We start from the raw sequence: 26,357 nt of genomic DNA, 5'->3' as shown, positions 1-26,357 counted from the left end.
TCAGCTTCAGTAGCTCGCGAGGGGAACGGGCGCGGCGTTCTTGAAGGTGAACACCGTGATCGGCGCCTGCTTCATGTTGCCCTTGTCGTCGTAGCTGTAGGTGGCGGCCACGCCCTTGTAGGTGGTCTTGTAGAGCTCGGCGCCCACCTTGTCGGGGTCGGTGGAGTTGGCCTTCTGCATCGACTCGCCGATGAACATCAGCTGGTCGTAGTACGAGGCGGCATACGCATCCGCATCGGCGTTGAAGCGCTTCTTGAACTTGGCCTTGAAGGCCGGGCCGCTCTGCGCCTTTTCAAGGATGGAGCCGCCCTGCGCGCAGAACACCAGGTCGTTGACCGCGTCGCCGCCGAGCTTGCCGGTGGCCGGGCTGCAGACGGTGTCGCCGCCGAGCAGCTTGCCGGGCACGGCCAGCTGCTTCATCTGGCGCGCCATGGGTGCGGCCTGCGGCGCATAGCCGCCGAAGAAGATGGCTTCGGGCGCCTTGGCCTTCATGTTGGTGAGGATGGCGGTGAAGTCCACGGCCTTGTCGGTGGTGAACTCCTGGCCCACGATGGTGAGGCCCTGCTTCTTCGCTTCCTTGCTGAACTCTTCCGCCAGGCCCTGGCCGAAGGCGGTGCGGTCGTCGATCACGCCCACCTTCGTCACCTTGAGCACCTTGGCTGCATACACCGCCATGCTGGAGCCGATCTGGTTGTCGCTTGCGATGATGCGAAAGAGGTTCTTGTAGCCGCCCTGCGTGACCTTCGGGTTGGTGCCCACGGTGGAGACCATGGTGCCGCCGTCGGCATAGATGCGCGACGCCGGAATGGCCACGCCCGAGCAGTACGGCCCCATCACGTACTTGACGCCGTCGTCCACCAGTTTCTGCGCCACGCTGACGCCGGTCTTGGCGTCGCACTGATCGTCTTCGGACACGAGCTCGAACTTCAGCGTCTTGCCGCCGACGGTAATCTTCTTCGCGTTGAGTTCCTCGATGGCCAGGCGCACGCCGTTTTCGTTGTCCTTGCCCGCGAAGGCATTGGGGCCCGAGAGCGGCCCGCTGTGACCGATCTTGACGACCTGCTCCTGCTGCGCATGCGCGTGGCCTGCAACGGCGATGGCCGCCACGAGGCCGAGAAACGGAATCATGTGTGCTTTGGACTTCATGCTTGTTCCCAGGTAAGGACGATGAAAAAAGAGTGAGAGCGCGCGTTATGACACGACCGACTGGTATTGCACAGGCCGCGTGGCCAGCGCCTTCTTCACGATGGCCTCGATGGCGGCGCGCTCCTCGCCGATGAGCGGCAGCCGCGGGCGGCGCATGTGCTCGCTGCCCACGCCCACCAGCACGTCGATCAGCTTGAGGTTCTGCACCAGCTTGGTCGACACGTCCAGGTGCAGCATCGGCGTCATCCACTGGTAGAGCTTCAGCGCCTCGGCGAAGCGGCCCGCCTTCATCAGGTCGTACAGCGCCACCGTCTCGCGCGGGAATGCGCAGCCCACGCCGGCCAAGAGGCCATCGCAGCCCAGCGCCAGGCCTTCGTAGGCCAGGTCGTCCACGCCCAGGAACAGCTGGTAGCGATCGCCCACGGTGTTGCGCAGGTCGGTAATGCGGCGGATGTCGTCCGAGCTCTCCTTGATGGCCGCAATCCATTCGCAGTCCGCCAACTCCAGCATGTGCGCGGGCTTCAGGTCGACCCGGTAGGCCACCGGGTTGTTGTAGACCATGATGGGTTTTTGCGCCGCGTTGGCGATGGTGCGCACGTTGAGCATGGCTTCGCGCGCATCGGCCACGTAGATCACCGAGGGCATCACCATGAAGCCGGCGACGCCGAGCTTGTTGGCCCCGTCCACGTAGCGCAGCGCCTCGCGCGTGCTGGTTTCCGACACATTGGCCAGCACCGGGATGCGGCCGTCGGCGGCTTCGAGCGCGATCTTGGCGACCTGCAGCTTCTCTTCGAGCGTGAGCGTGCTGGCTTCGCCCAGCGAGCCGCAGGTGACGAGGCCGTGGATGCCGTTGCGGATCTGGAAGTCGATGTGCCGCGCGGTGCCTTCGGCATCGATGCTTTCGTCGGCGTGGAACTTGGTGGTGATGGCGGGAAAGATGCCTTGCCAGCGGGGTTGGGTCACGTGAGCGCTCCTGGATGTGCGGTGGGGAAGGGTTCTACTTTAAATATATTAGCGATATATCGTCAAGATATGCGTAGGGTGGGCGCTCTTCCGGGTCGGGTTCTTGTGTGATATTTAGGCGAAGGCGGGACGCTTTATCCAGGGCGCGATCACGCCGACGGGGTACCTTGCTCCGCGAATGTCCTCCGGCCTGCGGCCTCCTCCTTAATTTCGCTGCGCAAGGCACCCCATCGGCGTGCTCGTCATGCGCAGTGGTCGTTGATCGGTCAGCACCACAGCCGCGCCCATCGTGCACAGGGCATCGGGTGCTCCCCGCAGCGAAATCAAGGAGGAGGCCGCAGGCCGGGGGACATTCGCGGAGGGGAGTACCCGGTGGCCTGGGCACGCGCCCTGAACAACAGCGCCAAAAAACTACAGCGCCAAAAACAACAGCACAAGATCAGTCGATCTTCGCCCCCGAAGCCTTGACCACCGCCCCCATCGCATCCCAGTCCGCGCGCAGCAGCTTCTGGAACTCTTCTGCGCTCTGCATGCGCGGCTCCACGCCCAGGCGCTTGAAGCGCTCCTGGATCGCCGGATCGGACAGCACCTTGTTGGTGGCCGCGTTGAGGCGCTCGACCTCGGCCTTGGGTGTGCCGGCCGGGGCGAGCAGGCCGATCCATGAATCGAAGGCGTAGCCCGGCAGGCCGCTCTCGGCCACCGTCGGCAAGTTTGGCAGGAACGGGCTGCGCGCCTGCCCCGTGGAAGCGAGCAGCTTCATGCGCGGATCGGCCTGGAAGCCCATCACGCCGATGCTCGACGAAATCACCGCCTGCACGCGGCCCGCGAGCACCTCGTTGACCGCCTCGCCGGTCGACTTGGTCGGGATGTGCGTCATCTGCAGCCCGGCCTTGGCAAGGAACGACGCCATTGCCAGGTGCGTGGCGCTGCCGTTGCCGGCCGAGGCGTAGTTGTACTTGCCCGGATTGGCCTTGACCTCCTTGATGAAGTCCGCCGTGTTCGACACATTGAGCCCGCTCGATACGGCCAGCGCGTAGCCCGCGTTGCCGATGTTGGCCACGCCCACGAAATCCTTCAGCGGGTCGTAGGACAGCTTGCTGTACAGGAAGCCCGCGATGTTGTGGCTCGCGGCCGCGAGCAGCAGCGTGTTGCCGTCCGCAGGCGCCTTGGCCACCGCGGCCGCGCCCACCGTGCCGCCCGCGCCCGCGCGGTTCTCGACGATGGCGCTGGCATTGAGCGCCGCACCCAGCTCGGCGTTGAAGGCGCGCGCCACCGTGTCCTGCACCGCGCCGGTGCCGAAGGGCACGACGATGTGGATCACGCGTTGTTGTTGCGCATGCGCGGGCACGAACGCGCCGAGCGTTGCGGCGGCTGCAAGGGCGGCGAGCGAACGCCGGGTGAAGAGGGAGGAGGTCATCGAAGTGGCCGCTTTCATCATCATCATCGTTGGCAGTGAAAAATCTCAGCCGCCCGCGGGCAGCCAGCGCTGCACCAGCTTCACGAAGTAGCTGGCGCCGATCGGAATGATCTCGTCGTTGAAGTCGAACGAGGTGTTGTGGATGATGCAAGGGCCGGGCCCGTGGCCGTCGAGCCGGTGGTCGCCGTCGCCATTGCCGAGGAACGCATAGCAGCCGGGCCGCGCGAGCAGCATGTGCGCGAAGTCCTCGGCGCCCATCACGGCGGGAAAATTGTCGGTGACCATGCCGTCGCCCACCACCTCGCGCATCACGCTGGCGGCAAAGCGCGCCTCGGCCGGGTGGTTGACCACCGGCGGCGAGGAGCGGTTGAAGAAGACCTCGGCCGTGCAGCCGTGCGCCGCGGCCACGCCGGCGGCCACTTCGCGCAGCCGCGCCTCGATCTTGTCGATCGCCTCGATCGAAAAGGTGCGGATGGTGCCTCCGACCGTGGCCACGTCGGGAATCACGTTGGGCGCATCGGAGCCCTGCAGCTGCGTGACCGCGAGCAGGGCGCGCTCGGTGCTCGGAATGGTGCGCGGCACGATGGTCTGCAGCTGCTGCGCGAGCGTGACCACCGCGGCCACCGGGTCGATGCCGGTGTGCGGCATCGAGGCATGCGTGCCGCGCCCGCGAACGGTGATCTTGTAGGTGTTGCTCGAGGCCATCAGCGCACCTTCGTTGAGCGCGAAGCGGCCGACGTCGCCGACCGGGAAGTTGTGCAGCGCAAAGACCGCGTCGCACGGAAAGCGCTCGAACAGGCCGTCCTGGATCATCTTCTTCGCGCCGGCCTTGCCCATCTCCTCGGCGGGCTGGAAGATGAAATGCACGGTGCCGTCGAAGTCGTCCGGCCCCTGCTGCGACAGGTGCCAGGCAGCGGCCAGCAGCATGGTGGTGTGGCCGTCGTGGCCGCAGGCATGCATGCGGCCGGCGTGCGTGGACTTGTGGGCGAACTCGTTGGCCTCGTGCAGCGGCAGCGCATCCATGTCGGCGCGCAGGCCGATGGTGCGCGTGCCGCTGCCCTTGCGCAGCACGCCGACCAGGCCGGTGCCGGCAATGCCGCGGTGCACCTCGATGCCCCATTCGGCGAGCAGGCCCGCGACCTTTTCGGAGGTGCGGTGCTCCTCGAAGCCGAGCTCGGGATGGGCATGGATGTCGCGCCGGATATCGACGAAGCGGGAGGCGTGGGCGGCAAAGGAATCGACGATGTTCATGGTGGCAGGCAAGGGTCGTGGGGTCGAATGATTCTGGCGCAAGGCGGCGATCGGCGCCACGCGCAGCAGCGAAGAGGCGATTGGTCAGCGACCGGCCAGCACCTGGCCGAGCGTCTCGGCCAGCAGGTCGGCATGGGCTTCGGAGAACACCAGCGGCGGGCGGATCTTGAGCGTGTTGGCATGTTCGCCGGTGGCGCTCAGCAGCACCTGCCGCTCGCGCAGGCCATTGACGATGCGCGCGGTTTCCGCGGTGGCGGGCGTGCGGGTGCGGCGATCGGTGACGAGCTCCACGCCCACGAACAGGCCCGCGCCGCGCACGTCGCCGATCAGCGCATGGCGCTCGGCGAGCTTCGCGATCTGCGCACGCAGGTAACGGCCGACGCGCTGCGCATTGGCCATCAGCCCTTCGCGCTCGACCACGTCGAGCACCGCCATGCCCGCGGCCATCGAGACCGGATTGCCGCCGAAGGTGTTGAAGTAGCGGCACTCGCGGCCGAAGGCGGCCAGCACCTCGGGCCGCACCGCGAGGCCGGCCAGCGGATGGCCGGCGCCCAGCGGCTTGCCCATGGTGACGATGTCGGGCACCACGCCGTGCCGCTGGAAGCCCCAGAACGCGTCGCCGGTGCGGCCGAGGCCGGGCTGCACTTCGTCGGCAATGAAGAGGCCGCCGGCCTCGCGCACCGCGTCCACCGCCTCGGCCATGAAGCCGGGCGGGTCGGTGAAGATGCCGTCGCTCGAGAACACGGTGTCGACCATCAGCGCGGCCGGGCGCATGCCGCGCGCCTTCAGGTCCGCGATGGCCTCGCGCACGCCATCCGCGAACGCGCGACCCAGCTCGCCAGGCGCGGTGCGGTAGCTGTCAGGCGCGGGCACGGTGCGCACCGCATCGCCGAGCTGCACGAACTTGCCGAGCGAGGGCGAGGCCTCGGCGATCGACGCGGTGACGCCGTGGTACGCAAAGCGCGTGACGATCAGTCCCCCGGCCCTGGTGTGCGAGCGTGCGATGCGCATCGCCAAGTCGTTGGCCTCGCTGCCGGTGCAGGTGAACATCGCATGTGCGAGCTCGGCCGGCAGGGTGGCGAGCAGCCGCTCGGCGTAGTCGAGCACACCTTCGTGCAGGTAGCGCGTGTGGGTGTTGAGCACGCCGGCCTGGCGCGCGATGGCCTCGACCACGTGTGGGTGGCAATGGCCGACGGAGGCGACGTTGTTGTAGGCGTCGAGATGGGGCCGGCCCTCGGCGTCGTACAGCCACACGCCTTCGCCACGCACCGGGTGCAGCGGCGTCTCGTAGAACAGGCGGTAGGCCGGGCCGAGCACGCGCGCGCGGCGCTCGACCAGGGCCTGGGTCGAAGGGGCGAGGGAAGTCATGGGCGGTCTCTCAGAGGTTCAGCGCGCGGCGAAAGGCTGCTGTCGCCGCGGCGCTGCCGACGCGCTCGCAAGCCTGCAGCCGCGCCCACGACAGCGGGTTGTTGCGCAGCAGGTAGGGCGCGTTCTCGGGATAGCGCGCGGCGCGCCAGCCGCTGATGGCCACCACCATCACGAGCCGCGCCGTGATCAGGTCGAACAGCACGCCGGCCTCGGCCGGCGACAGCGGCCGCACGGCGTGGTACGCGGCCACCAGCGGCACGATGGCCGCGAGCGGATCGTCGCCGGTGCCGGCCTGGTAGGCGGCGGCCACGGCCAGGTCGTTGATGCACGGCGCGCGCACCATGTCGCCGAAGTCGAGGATCGCGGCAATGCGGTCGGTGTCGGCCGGGTCGACCAGCAGGTTGTAGATGTTGAAGTCGTTGTGGATCGGCTGTGCGGGCAGCGTGCGCAGCACCGGCTTGGCATCGCGCTCGAAGCGGTCGAGCGCGGCGGCGGCCAGCGCGCGGCGCTCCGGCTCGGCAATGTGCGCGAGCAGGCCGCGCACGCTGTCGGCGCGCTGCAGGTCCCAGGGCAGCGGCAGGTCGCCGGCCGGATGATCGAAGCCCGCGAGCGCCACGTCGAGCCGGGCCAGCATGCGTGCAAGGTTCTGCTGCTGCGTCGGCGTGCGCGGCGCCTCGGGCAGCGGCAGGCCGGGCAGGTAGCTGAAGAGGCGCACCACGCGCGGCAGGCCGTCGCCCGGATCGCAGACGAAAGAGGCGGCGCCGCCCTGCGTCGGCACGATGCGCTGCACCGGAAGACCCGGGTCGACGGCCGCGAGATGCAGCAGGGCCTGGGTCTGGAAGTCGGCGACCAGCGCGGTCTCGGCCGGGTGCGAGATCTTCAGCATGAAGCGGGCACCGTCGGCGGCGCGCTCGAGCCGGTAGTTGCGGTCGCGCTCGCCGGTCAGCGGCTTCATCTCGCCTTCGATGCCGTAATGCTCGCGCGCGAGTTCGCGCACCCAGGCGCCGTCGAGCGCGGGCGAGGCTTCGCTGAGCACCTGCGTGTCGGCGAACTCTGCAATCGTCATGCCGCGCTCTCGAAACCGCGCAGCGCGCTCGCGATGTTGGGCCCCAGGTCGTCGGACAGATAGCCGCCCTCCTGCACCAGCACCGTGGGCAGCCCCAGGCGCGCGATCTCGGCCAGCAGCACGGCGAAGCCGGCGGTCTGGATCTTCATGCCCTTGTAGGGATCGCGCTCGTGTGCGTCGAGGCCCAGCGCCACCACCAGCGCGCCGGGCGCGTAGGCGCGGATGCTGTCGCAGGCATCGCGCAGCGCGGGCAGGTAGCCGTCGATGTCGGTGCCGAGCGCGAGCGGCTTGTTGATGTTGTAGCCCAGGCCTTCGCCTTCGCCGCGCTCGTGCGCGTGGCCGATGAAGAAGGGCGTGAAGTTGCGCGGATCGCCGTGCAGCGAGATGGTCAGCACGTCGGCGCGGCGGTAGAAGATGCCCTGCGTGCCGTTGCCGTGGTGCACGTCGATGTCGAGGATGGCCACGCGGTCGTGCACGCCGCGCAGATATTGCGCGGCAATCGCCACGTTGTTGAGGTAGCAGAAGCCGTTGGCGCGGTCGGCATACGCGTGGTGGCCGGGCGGGCGGCACAGCGCATAGGCCACGCGCTCGCCACCCCGCACGAGCTGCGCCGCATGCGTGGCCATGTTCGCCGAGGCGACGGCGGCCTCCCAGGTGCGCGCGCCGATCGAGCAGGCGTTGTCGCCCATGTGGAAGCCGGCCTGGCCGACCACGCTGTCGGGGTAGGTGCAGGGCTGGCCCGGGAAGGGATGGATGTTGGGCATCACCTCTTCGGACGGATCGTCCAGCAGCTGCCAGCGCGCGTAGGCGGTCTCGAGGAAGCGCAGGTACTCGGGCGTGTGGATGGCGGCGCGCGGGCCGGCGCCGAAGTCGCGCGGGGCAACGACCTCGTGGCCCTCCCGCTGTACCGCCTCGAGCAGGCGGAAGGCGCGCTCGGGCTGCTCGTTGCTGCGCTTGAGCTTGCCGCGCACCATGAACAGCTGCGGATCGTGGTCCTTGTGGGTGTCGCTGTAGACGACTTTCATCGGTGTGTTTCTCCGGTCTCAGGCATTGGCGGGATGGGGCGCGGCGCCGTGCTGCTTCACGAACAGCGCGCGCACGTGCTGCCAGGCGTCTTCCAGGTGCACGCGCATCGCGGCCTTGGCGGCCTCGGGGTCGCGGCGCACCAGGGCGTCGACGATGGGGCGGTGGGTCTCGGCCATGGCGGTGGGGTCGTGGTAGACCGCATCGATCAGCGCGATGATCATCTGCATCTCGGTCTGGGTGTTCATGAAGATGCGGTGCAGGTGCGCGTTGCCCGACAGCTCGCAGATCAGCGTGTGCAGCGCCAGGTCGTTGGCGATGCGGTGGTGCTGCGGCTGCGTGTTGGCCTCGCGCACCATGGCCTCGACCAGCGCCTGCACGCGCGCGATGCCCGCGTCGTCGGCCTTGCGGCAGGCCAGCTCGATCGAAGTCAGCTCGAGGCTCAGGCGCACTTCGAACAGGTCGTCGATCTCCTGCACGCTGATGGTCCGCACCGCGAAGCCGTGGCGCGGCTTGGCGACCAGCACGCCCTGGCGCTCGAGCCGCCGCGCCGCCTCGCGCACGGGCGCGCGGCTCACGCCCATGCGGCGCGCGATGTCGGCCTCGACGATGCGGCTGCCGGGCGCCAGGCGGCCTTCGACGATGGCGCGCGTCAGCTGGGCCTCGACCAGCCCGACGAGGTCGGTCGACTCGACCGATTCGAACAGGGCCGCGTCGGCAGCAGCAGGAGGAGGAGAAATTGTGGAAATTGCCATGTTGCTTGTCTCGTCATTGGTGTGCGCCAGGGGCGATTCTTCACCGGATGGCATCTGGCGCGGCCGGTGCGGTCTTCAGGCCCCGCCCCGCGCGCGCCAGGTAGATGCCCGCCGCCATGATCAGCGCAATGCCGGCCATCGCGATCGCGTCGGGCGGCCGGCGGAACCAGAAGGTGCTGAAGGCCACGGCCAGCAGCAGCTGGAAGTAGTTGAGCGGCGCCAGCGTGGAGGCCTCGACGCGCTCGAAGGCGGCCAGCAGCAGCCACTGTGCCGCCGCGCTGCAGGCGCCGCCCGCCAGCAGCAGCGCCACGTCGCCCCAGGGCGGCTGCTGGGCGGGCAGGAAGAAGGGCGCGGGCAGCAGCGTGACGACGAAGCAGACCAGCGCGGTCCAGGCGTACTGCACCGGCCCCGCGACCAGGCCCGCGAGCCGCCGCGTGAGCAGCTGGAAGATCGCGTAGCAGACGGCGGCCACCGCCATCAGCACCGTGCCGAGCAGCGGCAGGTCGGCGCCCGGCCGCACGATCAGCAGCATGCCGCCGAAGCCGACCGTCACGGCCACCCAGCGGCTGCGCCGCACCTGCTCGCCCAGCAGCCACGGCGACAGCGCCACCATCAGCAGCGGCGCGGTGAAGTAGATGGCCGTGGCCTCGGCCAGCGGCATCCAGATGAGCGCCGTCATGAAGCAGGTGGCCACCGTCGCGAGCATCAGACCGCGCAGCAGCAGCAAGGGCTTGTGCGGCGTGCGCCACATGCGCAGGTCGCCATGGCGCAGCAGCATCGCCAAGGCAATGCCGCTCACCGCGACGTAGCGCATCACGTTGACGAAGGGCGCCGGGTAGAACTGCAGCATGTACTTGCAGAACGCGTCGTAGGAGGCAAAGGCCACCAGTGCGCAGAAGAACAGCGCCACGCCGGCGCGCCTGGAGCCCGCGGGGTGCAGTGCGAGAGCCGTGGCGGCGGTGCTCATCGCGCGGCCTGGAAGCCCCGCGGGAAACTCTCGTCCGTGCAGAAGGCCTTCACGCGAAGCTTTCCTCGAAGATCGCCATCGCGCGGGCGAAGCGCGCGAACATGTCGTCGACCTGTTCGGCGGTGATGATGAGCGGCGGGCAGAAGGCGATGGAGTCGCCCATGGCGCGCACGATGAGCCCCTGTGCCAGCGCGAGCTCGGCAAGGCGGGCGCCGGCCTTCTGCGCGGGATCGAAGGGCGTGCGCCTGGCGGGGTCGGCATACAGCTCGATCGCGCCGATGAGCCCCACGCCGCGCACCTCGCCAACGTACCTGCGCCCGGCGTAACTCTGCAGCCCTTGCTGGAATTGCGGCACCAGCGACTGCACGTGCGCGAGGATGCTCTCGTCTTCGTAGACCTTGAGCGTCTCCAGCGCAATGGCGCAGGCCACCGGATGGCCCGAGTAGGTGAAGCCGTGGCCGAAGGTGCCGATCTTGCCGCTGTTGGCGGCCACCGCCGCATGCACCTTCTCGCTGACCATCACGGCCGAGATCGGCACGTAGCCCGACGAGAGCGCCTTGGCCGCGGTCAGGATGTCGGGCTTCAAGCCGAAGGTGGCCGAGCCGAACATCTGGCCGGTGCGGCCGAAGCCGCAGATCACCTCGTCGGCGATCAGCAGCACCTCGTATTTCGCCAGCACCTTCTGGACCTTGTCGAAGTAGGTGGCCGGCGGCACCAGCACGCCGCCCGCGCCCATCACGGGCTCGGCGATGAAGGCGCCGACCGTCCCGGGGCCTTCGTCGAGGATGCGCTGCTCGAGCGCAGCGGCCAGCCGCGTCGCGAAGTCTTGCTCGCTCTCACCGGCTTCGGCGTAGCGGAAATGGTGCGGGCAGTCGACGTGCAGGATGCGGTCGATTGGCAGGTCGAAGTCGCGGTGGTTCGGCACCAGGCCGCTCAGGCTCGCGGCTGCGACGGTGACGCCGTGGTACGCGTTGCGGCGCGCGATGATCTTTTTCTTCTCGGGCTTTCCGATGGCGTTGTGGTAGTACCAGACCAGCTTGACCGCGGAGTCGTTGGCCTCCGACCCGGAGTTGGCGAAGAACACCTTGGACATCGGCACCGGCGCCAGCGCGAGCAGTTTTTCGGCCAGCGCGATGGCGGCCGGGTTGGAGCGGCCGTTGAAGGTGTGGTAGTACGGCAGCCCGTGCAGCGCTTCGCTGCCGGCCTTGGCGAGGCGTGCGTTGCTGAAGCCCAGCGAGGCGCACCACAGGCCCGACATCGCCTCGAGATAGCGGCGGCCCTGGTCGTCCTCCACGAAGATGCCATCGCCGCGCTGGATCACCAGCGGGCCGAGCTGCGGATGCGTCGCAAGGTTGGTGAAGGGATGCAGATGCGCGGCGATGTCGTTGGCGGCGTTCTCTGCGTGCGTGCTGGCGTTCATGAAGGCGGTTCCGTTGTGTAGGGAGTTCGATCAATAGCCGCGCGCCAGGTCGACCTGGTTGGCGGGGCGCCGGCCCTGGCGCAGCGACGCAAGGTTGTCGAGCGTCTGGCGCGCGATCACGAGGCTGTCGGTGCGCGTGGCGATGTGCGGCGTGACGAGGATGCGCGGGTCGCCCCAGAACGGATGGTCCGGCGGCAGCGGCTCCTGCGAGAACGCGTCGAGCGTGGCCGCCGAGAGCTGGCCCACGTCGAGCGCCGGCTGCAGGTCGGCCTCGACCAGGTGGTCGCCGCGGCCGACGTTGATCAGGTGCGCGCCGCGCGGCAGCCTGGCGAACAGCGCGGCATCGAGAAAACCGTGCGTCTCGGCGGTGAGCGGCAGCAGGCACACCAGCGTGTCGCAGCCCGAGAGAAATTCATCGAGCTGCGCGGCGCCGTGGAAGCCCTCGACGCCGGCCGGCAGGGCCTCCTTCGCGCTGCGGCTCCAGCCGCGCACCGGGTAGCCGATGGCGGCCAGCGCCTCGGCGCAGGCCATGCCCAGCGTGCCCAGGCCCGCAATGCCCACGCGGTGGTGGCGCGGCGATTCGATCGGCTGCTCCTCCCATCGGCGGGCCGCGGAACTCGCAACGTAGGCGCGCATGCCGCGGTGCTGCTGCACCACGGCCCAGCAGACATAGGCCTTCATGCCGGCCGCCATGCCGGTGTCGACGATGCGGCACAGCGGCAGGTGGCGCGGCAGCTGTGCATCGGCCGTGATGTGCTCGATGCCCGCGGCCAGCGACTGCACGAGCCGCAGCTTCGGCATCCGGGCGAGCAGGCCGTGCGGCGGAAACCAGCAGACGGCCGCATCGATCTGGTCGAGCGCGCCGAGCTCTTCGCCCAGGCGCAGGTCGATGCCGGGATGGGCCTCGCGGAAGGCCACGGCGAGGTACTCCATGTCCAGCACCTCGCTCAGGATCGCCACGCAGGGCATGTCGTCCTTCGGCGCCATCACGCGACCAGCGCCTCGGCCGGCGACGCGGCGGACACCAACCGCGGCACCGCCTCGATCAGCTTGCGCGTGTAGGCGTGCTTCGGATCGCCGAGCACCTTGTGCGTCTCGCCGTATTCGACGACCTCGCCGCGCTGCATCACCGCGATGTGGTCGCACATCTGGCCGGCCACGCGCAGGTCGTGCGTGATGAAGACCATGGCAAGCTGGAACTGCTCGCGCACCTGCGCGAAGAGCTCGAGCACCTGCGCCTGCACCGACACATCGAGCGCCGACACCGGCTCGTCGGCCACCAGCAGTTCGGGCTGCATGGCCAGCGCACGCGCAATGCCGATGCGCTGGCGCTGCCCGCCCGAGAACTCGTGCGGGTAGCGCTGGGCCGCATCGGCGCCCAGGCCCACGAGCTTCAGCAGCTCCATCGCGCGCGCCATGGCTTCGGCCTTGCCCACGCCCTGCGCAATGGGCCCGCCCGCAATCGCCGCGCCGACGCGGTGGCGCGGGTTGAGCGATGCGTACGGGTCCTGGAACACCATCTGGATCTTGCCCGCGGCCTCGCGCCGGAAGGCCGGGCCCTGCGACAGGCTGCGGCCCTTGAAGAGAATGCGGCCGCTGTCGAACGGCGAAAGCCCCACCAGGCAGCGGCCCACGCTCGACTTGCCCGAGCCCGATTCACCGACCAGCCCCAGCGTTTCGCCGCGGCGCAGCTCGAAGCTGACGTTCTTCGCGGCCTGCACCGAGCGGCCGCGCTTGAAGAGGCCGTTGCCCGAGCTGTAGGTCTTGCACAGGTCCTGCACCTGCAGCACGCGCACCACCTCGCCGCTTGGCGTGTCGCGCTCGGCAGTGCCGGTGGGAATGGCGGCGATCAGCTTGCGCGTGTAGGGGTGCTGCGGCGCATCGAGTACCTGGCGCACCGGCCCGGCCTCGACCACCTGGCCGGTCTGCATCACGACCACGTGGTCGGCAATTTCCGAAACCACGCCGAAGTCGTGCGTGATGAACAGCACCGCCGTGCCGCGGCGCTGCTGCAGCTCGCGGATCAGCGCGAGGATCTGCGCCTGCGTGGTCACGTCGAGCGCGGTGGTCGGCTCGTCGGCGATCAGCAGCACGGGCTCGAGCACCAGTGCGCAGGCAATCATCACGCGCTGGCGCTGGCCGCCCGAGAGGCGGAACGGATAGGCGTCGATCAGCAGCTCCGGATCCGGCAGGCCGACGTCGGCCAGCGCGGCCAGGATGCGCCGCCGCTTCTCGGCCGCGGGCACGCTGCCGTGCGCATCGAAGACTTCGCCGATCTGCTCGCCGATGCGCATCACCGGGTTGAGCGCCGTCATCGGCTCCTGGAACACCATGCCGATGCGCCGTCCGCGCAGCTCGCGCAGCTGCGGCTCGCTGAGCTGCAACAGGTCGCGGCCCTCGAACAGGATCTGCCCGGCCACGGGCTCCACATGCGGGCGCGGCAGCAGGCCCATCACGGCGTTGGCGATCATCGATTTGCCCGAGCCCGATTCGCCGACCACGCACAGCGTCTGGCCCGGCAGCACCGACAGCGTGGCGCCGTCGACGGCCAGCGCGCGGTCCGCGCCCCTGGGCAGGCGGATGCCAAGGTTGACGACATCGAGCACCGGCTGCACCGGCTTCATGGGCGTGACGGTGGCGCTCATTTGCCCCTCCCGTCGAGCCGCGTGTTCAGGCCGTCGCTCAGGCCTTCGCCCACCAGGTTGAGCGCGAGCACCGTCAGCACGATGGCCAGGCCCGGGAACAGCGCCATCCACCAGGCCTGGCGCAGCACGGTGCGCGCCGCGCCCACCATGTAGCCCCAGCTCATCTGGTTCGGGTCGCCGAGGCCCAGGAAGCTCAGGCTCGACTCCAGCAGGATGGCCGTGGCTGTCATGAGCGAGGCCATCACGATGATGGGCGACATGGCGTTGGGCAGGATCTGCGTCAGGATGATGCGCGGCGTCGACTGGCCCGCGAGCAGCGCGGCCTGCACGAAGTCGCGCTGGCGCAGCGTGAGGAATTCGCTGCGCACCAGCCGCGCCACCGGCGGCCACGAGACGATCGCAATCGCCACCACGATCGAATGGACCGAGGGCTGGAAGATCGCCACCAGCACGATCGCGAGCGCGAAGCTCGGCACGGCCTGGAACAGCTCGGTGAAGCGCATCAGCGCCGCGTCGATCCAGCCGCCGAAGTAGCCGGCAATGGCGCCGAGCGTCACGCCAATGAGCAGCGCGACCACGGTCGACACCAGCCCGATCAGCAGCGAGATGCGCGCGCCGTAGATCACGCCCGAGAGGATGTCGCGGCCCAGCGTGTCGGTGCCGAGCGCAAAGCCCGGCTCGGTCCATGGCCGCAGGAACGGCTGCTCGACCATGTTCCACGGATCGTTGGTCGCGACCCACGGACCGATGAGGGCGACGACGGCCACCAGCACCAGCACGGCCATGCCGAGCACGGCGCCCTTGTTGCGGCAGAAACGCCGCCAGAATGGACTTTGCAGCAGGGTCATAGCTCAATCCGGGGATCGACCAGCGTGTAGACGAGGTCGGTGATGAGGTTGAACAGCACGGCCATGGCCGCGGTCACGAGAAAGGCGCCGAGCAGCAGGTTGTAGTCGCGCTGCAGCAGCGCGTCGAACATCAGGCGGCCGATGCCGGGCCAGGCGAACACGGTCTCGGTCAGCACCGCGCCGCCGATCATTCCGCCGGCCTGGATGCCCGCGAGCGTGACCACCGGCAGCAGCGCATTGCGCAGCACGTGCGCGCGCAAAATGCGGCCGGGCTTCACGCCCTTGGCGCGCGCGGTCTTCACGAAGTCCATCTGCGCCACCTCGAGCATGGCGGCGCGCGTCATGCGCGCATACACCGCCATGTAGAAGAGCGCGAGCGTCAGCGCCGGCAGCACCAGGTGGCCCGCGATGTCCCAGGCCAGCGCCAGGCCGGTGGCGCCGGAGCCCACGGTGCTGAAGCCGAAGCCCGGCAGCCAGTCGAGCTGCACCGTGAACACCAGCACCGCCATCAGCGCGAGCCAGTAGAGCGGCGTGGCATAGAAGATGAGCGCCACCACCGTGATCGAGCTGTCGACCCAGCTGCCGGCGCGCCGCGCGGCCAGCGCCCCGAGCGTGATGCCGAACAGCAGCGACAGCGCAAACGCGGTGCCGGTGAGCAGCAGCGTGGCCGGCAGCCGGTCCATGATGAGCTTCAGCACCGGCTGCTGCTGCCGGTACGAGAAGCCCAGGTCGAGCTGCACCACCTTGCCGACGTAGGTGGCGAGCTGCGTCGTGATCGGCTGGTCGAGCCCGAACTGCGCGCGCAGCTGCGCCACGAACTGCGGATCGGACGCGCCCGCCTCGCCCGCCAGCACCGACACCGGATCGCCCGGCGCCGCGCGCACCAGCATGAAGTTGACCGTGGCGATCAGCAGGATCGCCAGCAGGCCCTGCATCACGCGGCCCAGCATGAACTGCGTACGTTTCATCGGCGGCTCCTGTTGCGTTGCATGTGCTGCGGGCCGGCCGTCATGCGAGCGTCGCGGTGCCCAGGCTGTCGTTCAGGCCGATGCCCGATGTGATCAGGTTGCCCAGCTTGGTGCGGTACAGCGTCGGAAAGTTGAGCTCGTGCAGCCAGGCCACGGGCACTTCGTCGAGCAGGATCTTCTGCACCTGCAGGTAGATGGCCTTGCGCTTCTCGGGATCGCTCTCCTTGGCGCCGGCGTCGAACAGCTCGTCGACCTTCGGGTTCGAATAGCCCTCGACGTTGTTGAAGGGCGAGCCCTTGGCGATGTTGCTGGTGGTGTAGTTGCGCGCCACGCCCAGCGCCGGGTCGCCGTACTGGTAGACGTAGGTGAAGGCGAGGTCGTAGTCCCACTCGTTGAGCTTCTGGTTCCAGCCGGCCACGTCGGTGGCCACGAGCTCGACCTTGATGCCGGCCTGCGCGAGGTTCTGGCGCAGGATCTCGGCCGAACGCGCCCAGGTCTCGCCGTAGGGCAGCGGCAGCAGGCGCAGCGTCTCGCCCTTGTAGCCGGCTTCTTCGAGCAGCTTCTTGGCGGTGGCCACGTTGCGCGGGTACTTGGCGACGTCGGTGCTGTGGAACTTGATGTTGCTGTTGAACGGCCCGGTCGCCGGCTTGGCGAAGCCCTGCCAGGCGATCTTGGCCATGGCTTCGCGGTCGATCGCGTACATCACGGCCTGGCGGAACTTGAGCTTGTCCATCGGCGCCTTGCGGTTGTTGAGCCACAGCCACGAATGCGGCGCGAAGAACTCCCAGCCCTTGGTGGTGACCGCCGCGCCCGGCAGCTTGGAAAGCCGCAGCACGTCGAAGTACTCGACCGCGCCGCCTGGCACCAGGTCGACCTTGCCCGACTCGAAGGCCGCCGCGCGCGAGGCCGCATCGGGAATGATGTGGAAGTACACGCTCTCGACCAGCGGCACGTCCTTGACGTGGTACTTGTCGTTGGCCACGAGCTGGATGTACGAGCCCTTGACCCATTCCTTGAACTTGAACGGCCCGGTGCCGATGGGCGTGGCATTGGCCGGGTTGGTCGCGAACTCGGTGCCTTCGTAGATGTGCTTGGGGATCATCGGCATGCTGCCGACCTCGAAGATGCCGATGAAGGGGCCGAAGGGGTACTTGAGCTTGAACTCCACCGTGAGCGGATCGATGGCCTTGATGCTCTCCACCGCGGCCAGGTTGGCGCGCAGCCGCGCATGCGTCTTGCGAAGGAACACGTCGGCCGAGAACACCACGTCGGCCGAAGTGAAGGGCTTGCCGTCGTGCCAGGTGACGCCGGGCTTGAGCTTGAAGGTGTAGAGCGTGCCTTCCTTGTTGACGGTCCACGAGGTGGCCAGCGAAGGCAGCGGGTTGATCTTCTCGTCGTAGCGCAGCAGGCCCTCGTAGATGTTGCCCGCGATCATCTGCGTGGGGCCGTTCTGCGTGATGCCCAGCATCAGGCCCGGCGGCTCCGGCTGCACCACGGCGTTGATCACGCCGCCCTTCTTGCCCTGCGCCAGCAGGTGCAGCGGGACACCCGCCAGCGTCAATCCGGCGGCCGAGGCGGCGCCCATCTGGATGAGGTTGCGACGTTTCATGTGCGGAAACTCCTTGTGGCTCTGTGCGAGCGGGTGGGGACGAAGAAACGGGGAACGGCAGAACGCGGGCGCCGCAGATGGCGGCACCGCCGCGCTCAGTCGCGGTACGAGGTGGCGGGAAGCGGATCGATGCGCTGCAGCAGTGCGCGCCATTCGCGCGCGTTGGGGTCGGGCTGGCCCGGCTGGCGCACGCTGTCGCCGCTTTCGTACTGCTGCGCGGTCTTTTCGCAGACCTCGGCCGGCACCGGATGCACCGGCAGGCCGCTCGACTGGATCGCCACCTGCACGCGGCAGGCGCGTTCCAGGTTGAGCATGAGGATGAAGGCTTCCGACACCGTGCGCCCGAGCGTGACCAGGCCGTGGTTGCGCAGGATCAGCGCGCGCGCCGTCGGACCCAGGTCGGCCACCAGGCGCTCGCGCTCATCGGCATCGAGCGCGATGCCCTCGAAGTCGTGATAGACCACGCGGTTGTAGAACTGCAGCGCCCACTGGTTGCAGGGCTGCAGCCCGCCCGCCAGCGACGACACCGCTACGCCCGCCACCGTGTGCGTGTGCAGCACGCAGGCCGCGTCGTGGCGCGCCGAATGCACCGCGCTGTGGATGGTGAAGCCGGCCGGGTTCACGTCCCAGGGCGAGTCGTCGAGGATGCGCCCCTCCAGGTCGATCTTCACCAGCGACGAGGCCGTGATGTCCTTGAACAGCATGCCGAAGGGGTTGATCAGGAACTGGTCTTCGGTGCCCGGCACGCGCGCGGAGATGTGCGTGTAGATGCTGTCGTCCATGCCGTAGTGCGCCACCAGCCGGTAGGCCGCGGCCAGGTCTTCGCGCACCTGGCGCTCGGCATCGGAAACGGATGGGGCCTGGCGGCCCACTGCCTGCAATTGCATGTCGCGTTCCTTTTTCAGGCCCGGCGGGAGGCCGCCGGCGCCATGTTCGGGGTTCATCGGATCGACTGTGCAAACTGTCGACAGTCAACCGACGACAGTCTTAAGCAATATGCAGGCCTGCGTGATGGGGTAAGCCCTTGGTGAGGCGGCTGGAAGTGCGCAAAGGCGCGCCGGCAAAGGACGGGCGCCAGGAAAAACGCCGCGCGCACTGGGGAAAGTGCGCGCGGCGCGTGGGGCCGGACGGTGCCTTTGGGGCGGCATGGCTGCGCCATGAAGGCGCCGGATGCACCAGGGTGCAGCGGGAAAGTGCCCTCTTCAGCGCACCCGGCCTTCCTCGCGCAGCCGCGCGCCGATGCGGCGGATCTCGGCCTCGCCCTGCTCGAGCGCCGCCTTGCTGGTGTGCACCGAGTAGTGCCCCATCACCAGTTCATGCGGATGCTTCGCGGCCGAGCCCAGCACGAAGGAGGTGTCGCCTTGGGCCACGAAGCCGATGGCCGCGCCCGATTCCTCGAACACCGCGAGCTCGCCGGCGGCGACCGGTTCGCCGCCGCCCGCATCGAGCCGGCCCGCGTCGACCGCGATCCAGCCCACCGTGTGGCCGGCGGGCGGCGTGTAGCGCCAGTGCTCGCCGTCCTTCAGCTGCACGGCCAGGTAGTTGATCGGCGCCGGGGCCGGAATGGGGCTTTGCGCCGCGCCGTGGCGCCCGAGCAGCACGCGCGCCGGGCCTTCCCGCGGCACCTGCGAGGGTGCGAGGTAGATGCTCTGCGCCGGCGCATTTTCTTCCGAGGCCGGCAGGGCCACCCAGAGCTGGAAGCCCTGCACGCGCTGGGTGCCCGGCGCGGGCGCGCCGTCGTGCCACACGCCGTTGCCGGCGCGCATCCACTCGACGCCGCCGGCCGGCAGCACGCCCTGTTCGCCGGTCGTGTCCTCGTACCGCGTGTCGCCTTCGATCAGCCAGGTCAGCGTGGCAATGCCCGAATGCGGGTGCATGCCGAAGCCCTTGCGGCCGCCCGAGGTGTCGAAGCCGAAGAGGTCGAGGAACACGAAGGGCTTGAGGAATTCGCCCAGGTCGCCCGGGCTCATGAGCCGCGTGATCGGCCCGTGCTGCGAGCCGCGCGTGCGGTAGACGATGGCGCGGGCTTCGGTGGTGATGGCAGTGGCAACGGCGGTGGTCATGGGAGGCTCCTTAACCGATGGAAGAAGAAAGAAAGATCAGGCGGCGCTGCTGGCCGCCGGCACCGGGCGCAGGCGCCACGCCACGAAGGCCGACAGCAGCAGGAGCACCACGGCCGGCGCGGGGCTGCCGCCGATCAGCACGAGGTGCGTGGCCACGGCGCCGGCCATGGTCGCGGTCAGCAGCAGGCCGCCGATGAAGCCGGTCGCCGGCACCAGCAGCAGCACCGCGCCGCCGACCTCGACCACGCCCGTCAGGTAGCGGAACCACTGACCGAAGCCGACCGCCTCGAACACCTGGACCATCTGCGGCACGCCGGCCAGCTTGGCGAGGCCGGCGGCACCGAAGGCCAGCGCCAGAAGAATGCGGATGCCCCAGACGATGCGGCGCTGGGTTACGGAAGTGGAAGTGAGGGATGTGGAAGTCATGGGCACAAGGTTAGGGCGGCACCCATTGATCGGCTAGACGGCAGAATCGGATTGCACTCGTCCATCAATAGAAGGAATCCCCGCCATGCTCGACCTCAATGACATCGCCATGTTCGTGCAGGTGGTGCGCCACGGCAGCTTTGCCGCGGCGGCGCGCCGGCTGGGACAGCCGCCCAACACCGTGAGCCGGCGCATCCAGCAGCTCGAGGCGCAGCTGGGCACGCGGCTCATGCAGCGCTCCACCCGCAGGCTCACGCTGACCAGCGCGGGCCAGGCGTTTCACGAGCGCTGCGCGGGCGCGGTCGACGGGCTGGTCGAGGCCGGGCAGGCGCTGATCACCGGCAGCCAGCAGCCCAGCGGCCTGGTGCGCGTGGCGGCGACGGCCGATTTCTTCGATTTCTTCCCGATGGAGTGGGTGGCCGACTTCCTGGCCGCGCATCCGCTGGTGCGCGTCGACTTCGTGCTCAGCGACGCCCGGGCCGACCTGATCGCCGAGCAGATCGACATCGCATTCCGCGGCGGCGCACTGCCCGACTCCGGCTACGTCGGCCGCAAGCTCCTGGGCGCCCGGACCGACGGCATGGTCGCGAGCCCCGCCTACATGGCCGCGCGCGGCGCGCCCGCCACCCTGCAGGAGCTGACGGAGCACGACTGCGTCACCTCGCCGCATCCGAGCGGCCGCACCCTCTGGCGCCTGGCCGGCCCCGGCGGCGCGGAAGAAGAAGTGCAGGTCGCGGGCCGCTTCAGCGGCAACACCGCGCAGGCGCTGCGCAAGGCCGCGCTCGCCGGCTTGGGCATCGCGCTGCTGCCGCCCACCATGGCCCGGCTCGACCTGGAGGCCGGCCGGCTGGTGCCGGTGCTGCCGCAGTACCAGCGCACGGGGCAGGGGCTGAGCGTGCTCTACCCGAGCCGCAAGCACCTGCCGCTGGCGGTGTCGGCGTTCATCGGAATGGTGATGGAAAAGCTCAGCGCGGTGGAGGCGCTGCCGGAGATGCTGCGCACCGACCCGGTTTCATGACCCATGCTCAGCCGCGCGGGGCCGTGTTGCGCAGCGCGTGCCGAATGGTCGACAGGCCGCGCAGCAGGTGCGCATCGAGCTCCTCGAGCATCGCGTTGAGGTCGCTGCCGATGGCCAGCTCGAGGAACAGGTGGTGGTTCTCCGCGAAGTCGGGCTTGGGCGCATGCGTCAGGCGGCACACCGCGAAGCCGAGCTGGATCTTCTGCGTCATCTGGCGCCACACGTCGAGCAGCAGCTGATTGCCGCAGCGCTCGTAGACCAGGCCGTGGAAGTGGGCCTCGGCCGCGCTCTCGCGATGCAGCTCGCTGCTGGAGGCCGCTTCGGCCAATGCCTCGTAGCGCGCGGTCATCTCGGCGCGAAAGGCTTCGTCGCGCTGCGGCCACAGGCGGATGAACGCCTGCCTTTCCATGATGCGGCGCACCTCGTACACGTCGCTCATGGTTTCCTCGCTGATGTCGGTCACGTAGGTGCCGGCATAGGGCTTGTTCACGAGCAGGCCGGTCTCGATGAGCTCGCGGATCGCCTCGCGCAGCAGGCCGCGGCTCACGCCGAACTGGGTGGCGAAGTGGCTCTCGACCAGCTGCGTGCCGGGCGCGATCCTGCCGGTGAGGATGGCGTCGCGCAGGGTCTGCGCCACGTAGTCGCGCCGCGTGGCCGAGGGAGCGGGTGCGAAATCGGGGAGGGTCTTCATCGCGGCGGTTCGGGTGTCGGGGCGTGGGCGGTGGACGTCAATGGCTGCGCAGGGCCAGGCGCTTTTCGAGGCGGCTTGCGGCATAGGCGCCAGGGTAGATGAGCACGAAGTACACCACGGCCACGGCCGTCAGGATTTCCAGCGGCCGGTAGTAGGCGGCGCTCAGTGCGCGGCCCTGGTACATGAGCTCGTGCACCGCGATGACGGACGCGATGGAGGTGTTCTTCGCCAGCTCGATGCCGCGGTTGGTGAAGGCCGGCAGCATGCGCTTGAGCACCTGCGGCAGCACCACGCGGCGCAGCACCTGCACGCGCCGCATGCCCAGGGCGCGCGCGCCCTCCCACTGGCCCGCCGGCAGCGAGGCGATGCCGCCGCGGAAGATCTCCGAGCAGTAGGCCGATGCGTTGAGCGAAAGCGCCAGCAGCGCCGCCACGTAGGGCGTGAGCTGCCAGCCCGTGAGGATCGGGAACGCATAGAAGAACCACACCAGCTGGATCAGGATCGGGATGTTGCGGAACAGCTCCATGTAGCCGCGCGTCGCGGTGCCCACGAGGCGGCTTTTCGAGCGCGCGCCCAGCGCAATCAGCAGGCCGATCGCCATGGCCGAGGGAAAGGCGACGGCCCACAGGCCGGCCGTGACGCCCACGCCCTTGAGCAGCACGGGCCAGTGCTGCAGCACGGCCGAGAAGTCCCAGGTGAAGTCCATCGTCAGGCTCCTGCAGCGCGGGTGGAAATGGCCAGGCGATGCTCGGCCACGCGCGCGACAAGGCTCAGCGAGAACAGCGCCAGGAAGAAGATGGCCGCGACCACCGTGTACACCTCCAGCGGCCGGAAGGTGATCGAGTTGAGCTGCATGGCCTGGTAGAGCAGGTCGGAGTAGGCCAGCGTGGAGGCCAGCGCGGTGGTCTTGATGAGTTCGAACGAACGCTCGATGAACGGCGGCAGCATGCGCGCGAGCGCCTGCGGCAGCACCACGCGGCGCAAGGCCTGGTGCGAGCGCATGCCGACAGCGCGCGCCGCCTCCCACTGCCCGCGCTCGATCGACACCAGGCCGCCGCGGAACACCTCGGCGAAGAATGCGCCCGACTGCGTCGACAGCGCGATGACCGCCGCCGCGTACGGGTCCAGGCTCACGCCGATGAGCACCGGCAGTGCGTAGAAGGCCCAGAAGAAATGCACCAGCGGCGGCGTGTTGCGGTAGAACTCGATCACCCACAGCGCGGGCCTCGCGAGCCACGCCCTGCCCGACAGCCGCAGGGCCGCGAGCACGATGCCGAACACCACGCCCAGCGCAATGGCGACGGCGGCGATCTTCATCGTGCCGACGAAGCCCGCCAGCAGCATGTCGCGGTGCGCCCAGACGCCGCTGAAGTCCCATTCGTAGTTCATGTGCGCCCGCCCGCCGGTTCGATGCGGCCCGGCCTACTGGCCGAGCGTTTCCTTCATCACGCCGGGCACGGTGGCCGGGTCGATGCCCTTGGTCTTGAGGTACTGGCCGTACAGCGCCTGCGTCTGGCCCGAGGCGTAGAGCTTGCCGATCAGGCCGTCGAGCTGGTTGCGAAAGCCCGCATCGGCCTCGCGCCGGATGCCCACGCTGGTCGGCAGCGCGACGACCGGCTGCGGCACCTGCACCTTGCCCTTGCGGATCTTCGAATACGCGATGACCAACGCCGGGTGGTAGAAGCCGATCGCGTCGACGCGGCCCGACATGAAGGCCGCCACGGTCTCGTCGGTATTGGTGAAGCGCTCGATCTTCGCCTTCGGCAGGCGCGTGGTCAGGTCGCGGTCGGTCGCCGTGCCGAGCGCCACGCCGATGCGCACTTCGGGCTTGTCGAGGTCGGCCCAGTTCTTCGCAACAAGGCCGTCCTTCGCGAGCACGCCCTGCGCATACCAGAGCAGCGGGCTGGCCGGAAAGTCGATCGCCTTCTTGCGCTCCTCGGTGGCATCGAGCACGAACATGGCATCGATCTGCCCGGCCTGCAGCGCGGCCACGCTGTTGCCCCAGGTGGTTTCGACCGGCGTCATCTTCACGCCCATCTCCTTGGCGACCTGTTCGCCGAGCAGCACGCCGAGCCCGGTCCAGGTGCCCGAGGCGGGATCGCGGAAGTACCACGGATCGCCGGGCGCGACGCCGATGCGCAGCTCGCCGCTCTGCTTGATCTTCTGCAGCGTGTTGGTCTGCGCGCCGGCGGCAAGGCTGCCGAGCGACAGGGAGGCGGCAAGCGCCAGGGCGAGGGCACGGCGCAGGCGCCGGAAGGGAGTGGTGGCGTTCATGGGATGGGCTTTCCGTGGACTGGAGTTGAAGGGAGCAGTCGGTGTGGCGGTGTTCAGGCGGCCGCGGGCAGCGCGCCATGGGCCTCGTTCGCGCTCGCGATGTAGGCGCGGTAGAGCGCGTCGAGCCGCTGCGTGAGCGGGCCGAGCGGCGCCAGCGCACGGCCGTCGACCGACGACACCGGCGTGAGGCCGGCCAGCGTGCCGGTGACGAAGGCCTCGTCGGCCGCGTAGACCTCGGCCAGCGTGAAGTCGCCCTCGTGCACCGGGATGCCCGCCTCGCGTGCGAGCCGCACCACGGTGGCGCGCGTGATGCCGTTGAAGCAGTAGCGCCCCGACGAGGTCCACAGCGCGCCGCCCCGCACCGCGAAGAAGTTGGTGGAATTGCAGCTCGAGACGAAGCCGTTCGGGTCGAGCATCAGCGCCTCGTCCGCGCCGGCCTGGATGGCCTGGATCAGGGCCTGGATCAGGTTGAGGCGGCTGTGCGAGTTGAGCCGCAGGTCGAACACGTCCGGCCCGCTGCAGCGCAAGGTCGAGGTGAAGAGCTTCAGGCCGTTGCGCTTGGCCTCCGGCGTGACCACCTTGTGCTCGGCCACGCACACCACGGTGGCGCCGCCGATGATGAAGCGCGGGTCCTGGTTGGGCGTTTTCTTGACGCCGCGCGTGACCATGAGCCGGGCGTGCGCGCCGTCGCGCATGCCGTTGCGCAGGAAGGTGTCGACCACCACCTGCTTCATCTGCGCCCGGGTCATGCCGATGTCCAGCGCGATCGACTTCGCGCCCTCGTACATGCGGTCGATGTGGGCGTCGAACGAGATGATGCGGCCGTCGACCAGGCGCACGCCCTCCCACACGCCGTCGCCGCACACGTAGCCGGCGTCGAACACCGACACCACCGCCTGGTGACGCGGCACGAACTGCCCGTTCACGTAGACGAGCACTGCGTCGTTGCGTGCATCGGGGGCGTAGGCCTGGGAACTGGTCTTCGAGGGGGCGCTGTCGGCGTGCATATGAATGAGGGTCCTGGGATCAGAAGTGGAAGGCGGTGAAGCGCTCGATGAAGCGCTGCGTGCGCTCCTGCTTCGGGTGCTTGAGCACCTCGTCGGGCGTGCCGCTCTCGTGCAGCAGCCCGTCGGCGAGGAACACCACCTTGTTGGCAAAGTGATAGGCAAAGCCGAGTTCGTGCGTCACGAGCAGCATGGTCCGGCCTTCGTCGGCCAGCGCGCGGATGGTGCCGAGCACCTCGCCGACCAGTTCGGGGTCGAGCGAGGACGTGGGCTCGTCGAACAGCAGCACCTCGGGCTCCATGGCCAGCGCGCGGGCGATGGCGACGCGCTGCTGCTGGCCGCCGGACAGGTGGCCCGGGTAGGCGGCGGCTTTTTCCGCGAGCCCCACCTTGGCGATTTCGGCCAGCGCGCGCTCGCGAGCCTCTGCCGCGGGCAGGCGCTTGACGGTCACCAGCCCCTCCATGACGTTCTGCAGCACCGTCATGTGCGGGAACAGGTTGAACTGCTGGAACACCATGCCGACCTGCTTGCGCACCTCGCTGAGCTCGGCCTCGCCATAGCGCAGCGTGTCGGAACCCGGCACGGGCCGGCCCACGGCGCGTCCCTTGAGGACCACCTGCCCGGCGGAAGGCACTTCCATGAAGTTGAGGCAGCGCAGCAGCGTGCTCTTGCCAGAACCGCTCGAACCGATGATGGCGATGCGGTCGCCGGGCAGCACGTCGAGGTCGATGCCGCGCAGCACGTGGTGGCTGCCGTAGCGCTTGTGCAGGGCCTGGATGCGGAGAACGGGCGGCGGGGCGGCTGTCATGGCATGTGATGGTATAGATTGTCGAACAATCGACAATCGGGGGTTGTACTATCCACGCAAAGTCCATGCCATGCTTCCCCACGGGGGCGCTCGCCAGCCGCGCGCGGCCGCTTCGCCCCTGCGGGAGAATCGCCCCCCATGAAAATCGAAAAAGACACAGTCGTCACCCTCAAGTACAAGGTCGCCGACGCCCAGGGCAAGCTCATCGAAGCCAGCCCTGAGCCGATGGCCTACCTGCATGGCGGCTACGAGAACACGCTGCCCAAGATCGAGGAAGCGCTCGATGGCAAGGAAAAGGGCTTCCAGACCACGCTGAACCTGGCGCCTGAAGACGCCTTCGGCCTGCGCGACGAGTCGCTGGTGCGCAGCATCCCCAAGTCCGAATTTCCGCCGGGCGTGAAGGTGGGCGGGCAACTCGAGGGGCGGCTCGACGATGGCACCGAGCACCTCTTCACCGTGATGAAGATCAAGGGCCCGGTCGTGCTGCTGGACGGCAACCACCCCTGGGCCGGCAAGGCGCTGAAGTTCAGCCTCCAGGTGACGGACGTGCGCGCGGCGCTGCCGGTGGAGATCGAGCATCGGCACGTGCATGGTGCGCACGGGCACCATCACTGACCGATCGGGTCC

Annotated in this window: 26 protein-coding genes; 2 read left to right on the top strand and 24 right to left on the bottom strand. The window is 68.9% G+C overall.

The genetic code is table 11. The features are described from left to right. Positions 1-6: 6 nt before the first annotated feature. The 18 genes from AC1DSC_RS04395 to AC1DSC_RS04310 all read right to left on the bottom strand — a co-directional run bounded on the left by AC1DSC_RS04395 (position 7) and on the right by AC1DSC_RS04310 (position 19,935). Positions 7-1,146 (bottom strand): branched-chain amino acid ABC transporter substrate-binding protein, encoded by a 1,140-nt coding sequence (locus tag AC1DSC_RS04395; protein ID WP_436288248.1) that lies wholly within the window; start codon positions 1,144-1,146, stop codon positions 7-9. Between the two features lie 45 nt (positions 1,147-1,191). Further along, entirely contained in the window at positions 1,192-2,109 is a 918-nt protein-coding gene (locus AC1DSC_RS04390; protein WP_436288249.1) for a dihydrodipicolinate synthase family protein, read from the bottom strand. A gap of 439 nt (positions 2,110-2,548) precedes the next feature. Next, the gene (locus AC1DSC_RS04385; protein ID WP_436288250.1) at positions 2,549-3,526 is read right to left on the bottom strand and encodes a tripartite tricarboxylate transporter substrate-binding protein; all 978 of its coding nucleotides are present in this window, start codon (positions 3,524-3,526) and stop codon (positions 2,549-2,551) included. 45 nt (positions 3,527-3,571) lie between these two features. Beyond that, on the bottom strand, positions 3,572-4,777 hold the full coding sequence (locus AC1DSC_RS04380; RefSeq protein WP_418146326.1) for a M20 aminoacylase family protein: 1,206 nt from the start codon (positions 4,775-4,777) through the stop codon (positions 3,572-3,574). Between the two features lie 84 nt (positions 4,778-4,861). Continuing rightward, positions 4,862-6,145, bottom strand: coding sequence for an aspartate aminotransferase family protein (locus tag AC1DSC_RS04375; RefSeq protein WP_436288251.1), 1,284 nt, complete (start codon positions 6,143-6,145; stop codon positions 4,862-4,864). A 10-nt stretch (positions 6,146-6,155) separates the two neighbouring features. Then, positions 6,156-7,211 (bottom strand): phosphotransferase, encoded by a 1,056-nt coding sequence (locus AC1DSC_RS04370; protein ID WP_436288252.1) that lies wholly within the window; start codon positions 7,209-7,211, stop codon positions 6,156-6,158. Then, complete coding sequence (locus tag AC1DSC_RS04365) at positions 7,208-8,236, bottom strand: histone deacetylase family protein (RefSeq protein ID WP_018903469.1); 1,029 nt, start codon at positions 8,234-8,236, stop codon at positions 7,208-7,210. Before AC1DSC_RS04365 ends, AC1DSC_RS04370 begins: the two co-directional genes overlap by 4 nt. An 18-nt stretch (positions 8,237-8,254) precedes the next feature. Further along, complete coding sequence (locus tag AC1DSC_RS04360; RefSeq protein WP_018903468.1) at positions 8,255-9,043, bottom strand: GntR family transcriptional regulator; 789 nt, start codon at positions 9,041-9,043, stop codon at positions 8,255-8,257. Then, positions 9,030-9,956 carry a DMT family transporter gene (locus AC1DSC_RS04355; RefSeq protein ID WP_436288253.1) on the bottom strand — a complete coding sequence of 309 codons (927 nt, stop codon included), beginning with the start codon at positions 9,954-9,956 and terminating at the stop codon, positions 9,030-9,032. The genes AC1DSC_RS04360 and AC1DSC_RS04355 overlap by 14 nt, the downstream gene beginning before the upstream one ends. Positions 9,957-10,005: 49 nt before the next feature. Then, positions 10,006-11,376: an aminotransferase gene (locus tag AC1DSC_RS04350; RefSeq protein WP_436288254.1), complete on the bottom strand. Its 1,371-nt coding sequence runs from the start codon at positions 11,374-11,376 to the stop codon at positions 10,006-10,008. A 30-nt stretch (positions 11,377-11,406) separates the two neighbouring features. Beyond that, entirely contained in the window at positions 11,407-12,363 is a 957-nt protein-coding gene (locus tag AC1DSC_RS04345) for a 2-hydroxyacid dehydrogenase (protein ID WP_436288314.1), read from the bottom strand. After that, the gene (locus AC1DSC_RS04340; protein ID WP_436288255.1) at positions 12,363-14,021 is read right to left on the bottom strand and encodes an ABC transporter ATP-binding protein; all 1,659 of its coding nucleotides are present in this window, start codon (positions 14,019-14,021) and stop codon (positions 12,363-12,365) included. The genes AC1DSC_RS04345 and AC1DSC_RS04340 overlap by 1 nt, the downstream gene beginning before the upstream one ends. After that, positions 14,018-14,869, bottom strand: a complete 852-nt coding sequence (locus tag AC1DSC_RS04335; protein ID WP_062363917.1) for an ABC transporter permease — start codon at positions 14,867-14,869, stop codon at positions 14,018-14,020. Before AC1DSC_RS04335 ends, AC1DSC_RS04340 begins: the two co-directional genes overlap by 4 nt. Beyond that, positions 14,866-15,837 (bottom strand): ABC transporter permease, encoded by a 972-nt coding sequence (locus AC1DSC_RS04330; protein ID WP_015867973.1) that lies wholly within the window; start codon positions 15,835-15,837, stop codon positions 14,866-14,868. Before AC1DSC_RS04330 ends, AC1DSC_RS04335 begins: the two co-directional genes overlap by 4 nt. A 40-nt stretch (positions 15,838-15,877) precedes the next feature. Beyond that, entirely contained in the window at positions 15,878-17,446 is a 1,569-nt protein-coding gene (locus AC1DSC_RS04325) for an ABC transporter substrate-binding protein (protein WP_436288256.1), read from the bottom strand. Between the two features lie 95 nt (positions 17,447-17,541). Next, positions 17,542-18,333: a class II aldolase/adducin family protein gene (locus tag AC1DSC_RS04320; protein WP_436288257.1), complete on the bottom strand. Its 792-nt coding sequence runs from the start codon at positions 18,331-18,333 to the stop codon at positions 17,542-17,544. Between the two features lie 315 nt (positions 18,334-18,648). Next, positions 18,649-19,509 carry a pirin family protein gene (locus AC1DSC_RS04315; protein WP_436288258.1) on the bottom strand — a complete coding sequence of 287 codons (861 nt, stop codon included), beginning with the start codon at positions 19,507-19,509 and terminating at the stop codon, positions 18,649-18,651. A gap of 36 nt (positions 19,510-19,545) precedes the next feature. Next, entirely contained in the window at positions 19,546-19,935 is a 390-nt protein-coding gene (locus AC1DSC_RS04310) for a DoxX family protein (protein ID WP_436288259.1), read from the bottom strand. A gap of 85 nt (positions 19,936-20,020) precedes the next feature. Here AC1DSC_RS04310 and AC1DSC_RS04305 point away from each other — a divergent pair, with 85 nt between their 5' ends. Then, positions 20,021-20,953, top strand: coding sequence for a LysR family transcriptional regulator (locus AC1DSC_RS04305; protein ID WP_436288260.1), 933 nt, complete (start codon positions 20,021-20,023; stop codon positions 20,951-20,953). A 7-nt stretch (positions 20,954-20,960) separates the two neighbouring features. Here AC1DSC_RS04305 and AC1DSC_RS04300 read toward each other — a convergent pair whose 3' ends face one another. The 6 genes from AC1DSC_RS04300 to AC1DSC_RS04275 are packed head-to-tail and all read right to left on the bottom strand — an operon-like array spanning position 20,961 to position 25,730. Next, entirely contained in the window at positions 20,961-21,644 is a 684-nt protein-coding gene (locus tag AC1DSC_RS04300) for a GntR family transcriptional regulator (RefSeq protein ID WP_319440090.1), read from the bottom strand. Positions 21,645-21,681: 37 nt separating this feature from the next. After that, a complete protein-coding gene (locus AC1DSC_RS04295) occupies positions 21,682-22,350 on the bottom strand; it encodes an amino acid ABC transporter permease (RefSeq protein WP_436288261.1) in 669 nt (222 codons plus the stop codon). 2 nt (positions 22,351-22,352) lie between these two features. After that, the gene (locus AC1DSC_RS04290) at positions 22,353-23,033 is read right to left on the bottom strand and encodes an amino acid ABC transporter permease (protein ID WP_436288262.1); all 681 of its coding nucleotides are present in this window, start codon (positions 23,031-23,033) and stop codon (positions 22,353-22,355) included. A gap of 33 nt (positions 23,034-23,066) precedes the next feature. After that, positions 23,067-23,918: a transporter substrate-binding domain-containing protein gene (locus AC1DSC_RS04285; protein WP_278876024.1), complete on the bottom strand. Its 852-nt coding sequence runs from the start codon at positions 23,916-23,918 to the stop codon at positions 23,067-23,069. Between the two features lie 53 nt (positions 23,919-23,971). Then, a complete protein-coding gene (locus AC1DSC_RS04280; protein ID WP_436288263.1) occupies positions 23,972-24,925 on the bottom strand; it encodes an aminotransferase class IV in 954 nt (317 codons plus the stop codon). A gap of 19 nt (positions 24,926-24,944) precedes the next feature. Then, positions 24,945-25,730 carry an amino acid ABC transporter ATP-binding protein gene (locus AC1DSC_RS04275; RefSeq protein WP_018903453.1) on the bottom strand — a complete coding sequence of 262 codons (786 nt, stop codon included), beginning with the start codon at positions 25,728-25,730 and terminating at the stop codon, positions 24,945-24,947. A gap of 138 nt (positions 25,731-25,868) precedes the next feature. On the opposite strand from AC1DSC_RS04275, the gene AC1DSC_RS04270 reads away from it, so the two are divergent. Further along, entirely contained in the window at positions 25,869-26,345 is a 477-nt protein-coding gene (locus tag AC1DSC_RS04270) for an FKBP-type peptidyl-prolyl cis-trans isomerase (RefSeq protein WP_015867985.1), read from the top strand. Positions 26,346-26,357 lie beyond the last annotated feature (12 nt).

Source organism: Variovorax sp. 01N425, assembly GCF_056399465.1.
This window is presented reverse-complemented; position numbering and strand designations above follow the sequence as displayed.